Genomic DNA, 2,924 nt, shown 5'->3' with positions numbered 1-2,924 from the left:
GTCCTACAACGGCCAGATGTCGGCGTTTAAGGACAAGCTGAGCGACGCGGAGATTGCCGCGGTGCTCTCTCACATCCGCTCCAACTTCGGCAACGCCGCACCCAAGGTTGCGGCCGATGTGGTGAAGGCACAGCGCGAGGCGACCAAGGACCGCAAGGACCCTTGGGGTGGAGATGATGACCTCAACAAGCTCAAATAGCAGCTTGCCCGCTACCCTGGCCGCCCTTGCATTCATCGCGGCGGCTGGCGTAGCGGCGGTGTGGCATGGAACGATGGGCTTCAATGTCGTCTCCACGGAAGACGGCCGCCGTCTTGCCGTGGAACGCCAGCCGATAGCCCTGCCCTTGCCTGCTGCGGCGGGCTTTGACGGCCGCGTGACCATCGCCACCTTCTTTTATGCGCGCTGCAATGCGGTCTGTTCGGCAGTAGGCAGCGAGTTTCAGCAAATGCAGCGGGAGATTGCGGCGCGCGGCTTGCAGGATCGCGTGCGCTTGCTGAGCATCAGCTTCGATCCGCGCGATACGTCGTCCGATCTGGCACACTATGCGCAGCGCATGCGCGCGGAGCCTGCACTGTGGCGCATGGTCGCGCTGCCGGATGCGGTCCAGCGCCGACGGCTGCTGAAGACCGCAGGCGTCGTGATCCTGCCCGCGCCGCTGGGAGAGTTCCAGCATAACGCGGCCTTCCACCTGATCGACCGCAACGGCCGGCTGGTGCGCATCATCGACTACGAACAGCCCGCCGAAGCCATCGATGCCGCACAAGCTCTCGCCAGCCCGGTCCCCGTCCGCATCGCCCGCGCTGGAGCGGCGCCATGATGCACATGGCGACACGTCCGGCGGCACGCAGCGGTGCAGCGGGGATTGCGCTGCTGGCCGCCGCACTGGTGTGGCACGGTCCGCTGGAGGCGTCGATGGGGCTGCATATGCTGGTGCAGCTGCCGTTGATCGCGATCGGCGGCGCGCTGATTGGGCAGGCGCTGCAGAACACGCGAGTGGCGGCGCTCATCGCGCGCGTCGATGCATATGGGCTGACCGGCATGAGCTGGCTGCTCATGGCCAGCGCCTACTGGATGATCCCGCGCGCGCTGGAAGAAAGCCTGACCTTGCCGCTGGCCGAAGCCGCGAAGTTCGCGTCGCTGGCCATCATGGGTGCGCTGCTGCCAGGCGCACTGAAACGCGCCAATGCGGTGATCCAGCTCTTCTTCCTGGGGAACCTGTGCTGGATGATGGCGATTGCCGGCATCCAGTATCAGGACATGCCACAGCGCCTGTGCAACGCCTACGCGCTGGATGAACAGGTGACGGCCGGCGTAGGCCTGGTCATCGCCTCCATTCTGCTGGCCGTCGTCTGGTGCGCCTGGCGCCTGCCCGCTTATGCCGCAGCGGAAGGCAAGCGCGCGTAAGACTCTTCCCAGCGCACGACGGCCGCCGGCAAATCCGCAACCGGCTGGGGACGCGAAATCAGGTAACCCTGCGCCAGACTGCATCCCAGCGATGCCAGCAAATCCCAATCCTGCATTGTCTCAACACCTTCGGCCACCGCTTCCAAGCCAAGTCGCTGCGCCAATTGCAGACTGCTGGCCAGCACGGTCAGGCGCGTTTCATCGGAAGACGCCGCGCTGACAAAAGAGCGGTCAATTTTCAACTCGCTGAACGGCACCCGCAGCAACTGCTGAATGCTTGCATAGCCCGTGCCGTAATCGTCGATCGACAAGCTGAAGCCGTGCATGCGCAAGCGCGTCAAATTCTCCAGGCAGTGCGGCACATCCGCCATTTCCGACGATTCCGTAATTTCGAACACGATGTAGCGGCTATCCACGCCATGCGCCGCAACTGCTTCGATGATGCGCGCCGCGTAGCCCGGCTGCTGCAAGGCCAGCAGCGACAGGTTGATGGACACCTTCAAAATATGCCCCTGCAGCGCCCACTGCCGCCAGGCCTGTGCCGCATGTTCCAGCACCTGCCAGGTCAGCTCCTCCACCATGCCGTGCTGCTCGATCAACCCGATGAACGACGCCGGCGCCAGCGTGCCGTATTGCGGATGCTGCCAGCGCGCGAGAGCCTCCACACCCACCACCACGCCATCGCGCAGCGACGCCTTGGGCTGATAGAAAGCGACGAACTCACGGCGGTCCAGGCCGGCGCGGACGTCATCGGCTGTGAAGGCCGGCGTCGCGCGCGATACGCCACGCGAGACTTCCACGCCCAGCAAGGCGCTCAGCTTGGACGGTGTGACCGGCTTGTCGACGCGCCCAAGCAAAGGCACGCCATAAGCCCGCGCCATGGTTTCCACTGAGGCCAGCAGCGCCTTATCCAGTGCGCTGGACACGATCACGCGCGCCGTGCTGCGCGCCTCGGCCAGATGGCGAATCAGCTCCATGCCATCCATGCCCGGCATGTCGAGGTCCATGATGACAATATCGACAGGCCGCTCCGGCGCGCGGCAGGCGGACAAGGCGGCGATGCCGTCCTCCGCTTCCGTTACCTGCCCCGCGCCAAGGCCGCGCAGCATGCGCACCAGCGCTTTGCGTTGAAAACCGTGGTCTTCCGCGACCAGAATGTGCAATTGTTCAAAGTGCATGGCCAAGCTCCAGTGAATGCAGGTGGGTGCGCAGCTCCGCGTATGCCGCTTCAAAAGGGCCGCGTGCGCTGCGCGCGGCATCGGCATCGTCCGCGCGCCAGGCGCATTCCAGCGCTGCGGCGGCCGCCGCGTAGCGCATCGCGCCCAAGGTGCGCGCCGCGCCCTTGATGGCATGGGCGATGCGGCCCACCGCTGCCAGGTCGCCGCGCGCAAAGGCGGCATCGAGCGCCGCGTGATCGGCCGCGTTGGCGACTTCGAATTCGGACAGGATTTCCGCGGTCAGCGCCGGGTGTCCGCCCGCCAGTTCGAACAGGCTGGCATCGTCGAGCACCGGTTCGCCC

At 65.6% G+C, this 2,924-nt stretch carries 5 protein-coding genes; 3 read left to right on the top strand and 2 right to left on the bottom strand.

Annotated elements, in window-relative coordinates; all coding sequences use genetic code 11:
• From AB4Z11_RS28295 to AB4Z11_RS28285, 3 genes are all read left to right on the top strand, one after another.
• The coding region (locus tag AB4Z11_RS28295; RefSeq protein ID WP_442029155.1) for a c-type cytochrome at positions 1-199 on the top strand (199 nt) is incomplete at its 5' end.
• Positions 174-818 (top strand): SCO family protein, encoded by a 645-nt coding sequence (locus tag AB4Z11_RS28290; protein ID WP_442029154.1) that lies wholly within the window; start codon positions 174-176, stop codon positions 816-818. The genes AB4Z11_RS28295 and AB4Z11_RS28290, both read left to right, overlap by 26 nt.
• On the top strand, positions 815-1,405 hold the full coding sequence (locus AB4Z11_RS28285) for a hypothetical protein (RefSeq protein ID WP_442029153.1): 591 nt from the start codon (positions 815-817) through the stop codon (positions 1,403-1,405). Before AB4Z11_RS28290 ends, AB4Z11_RS28285 begins: the two co-directional genes overlap by 4 nt.
• Here the strand turns inward: AB4Z11_RS28285 and AB4Z11_RS28280 are convergent.
• Together AB4Z11_RS28280 and AB4Z11_RS28275 are read right to left on the bottom strand one after the other, a co-directional pair.
• Complete coding sequence (locus tag AB4Z11_RS28280) at positions 1,375-2,583, bottom strand: EAL domain-containing response regulator (protein WP_442029152.1); 1,209 nt, start codon at positions 2,581-2,583, stop codon at positions 1,375-1,377. The genes AB4Z11_RS28285 and AB4Z11_RS28280 overlap by 31 nt on opposite strands.
• A partial coding sequence (locus tag AB4Z11_RS28275) for an Hpt domain-containing protein (RefSeq protein ID WP_442029151.1) occupies positions 2,573-2,924 on the bottom strand: 352 nt, incomplete at its 5' end. The genes AB4Z11_RS28280 and AB4Z11_RS28275, both read right to left, overlap by 11 nt.

Origin of the sequence: Pseudoduganella sp. RAF53_2, from assembly GCF_052113985.1 — a bacterium.
Classification (GTDB): Bacteria; Pseudomonadota; Gammaproteobacteria; order Burkholderiales; family Burkholderiaceae_D; genus Rugamonas.
This window is presented reverse-complemented; position numbering and strand designations above follow the sequence as displayed.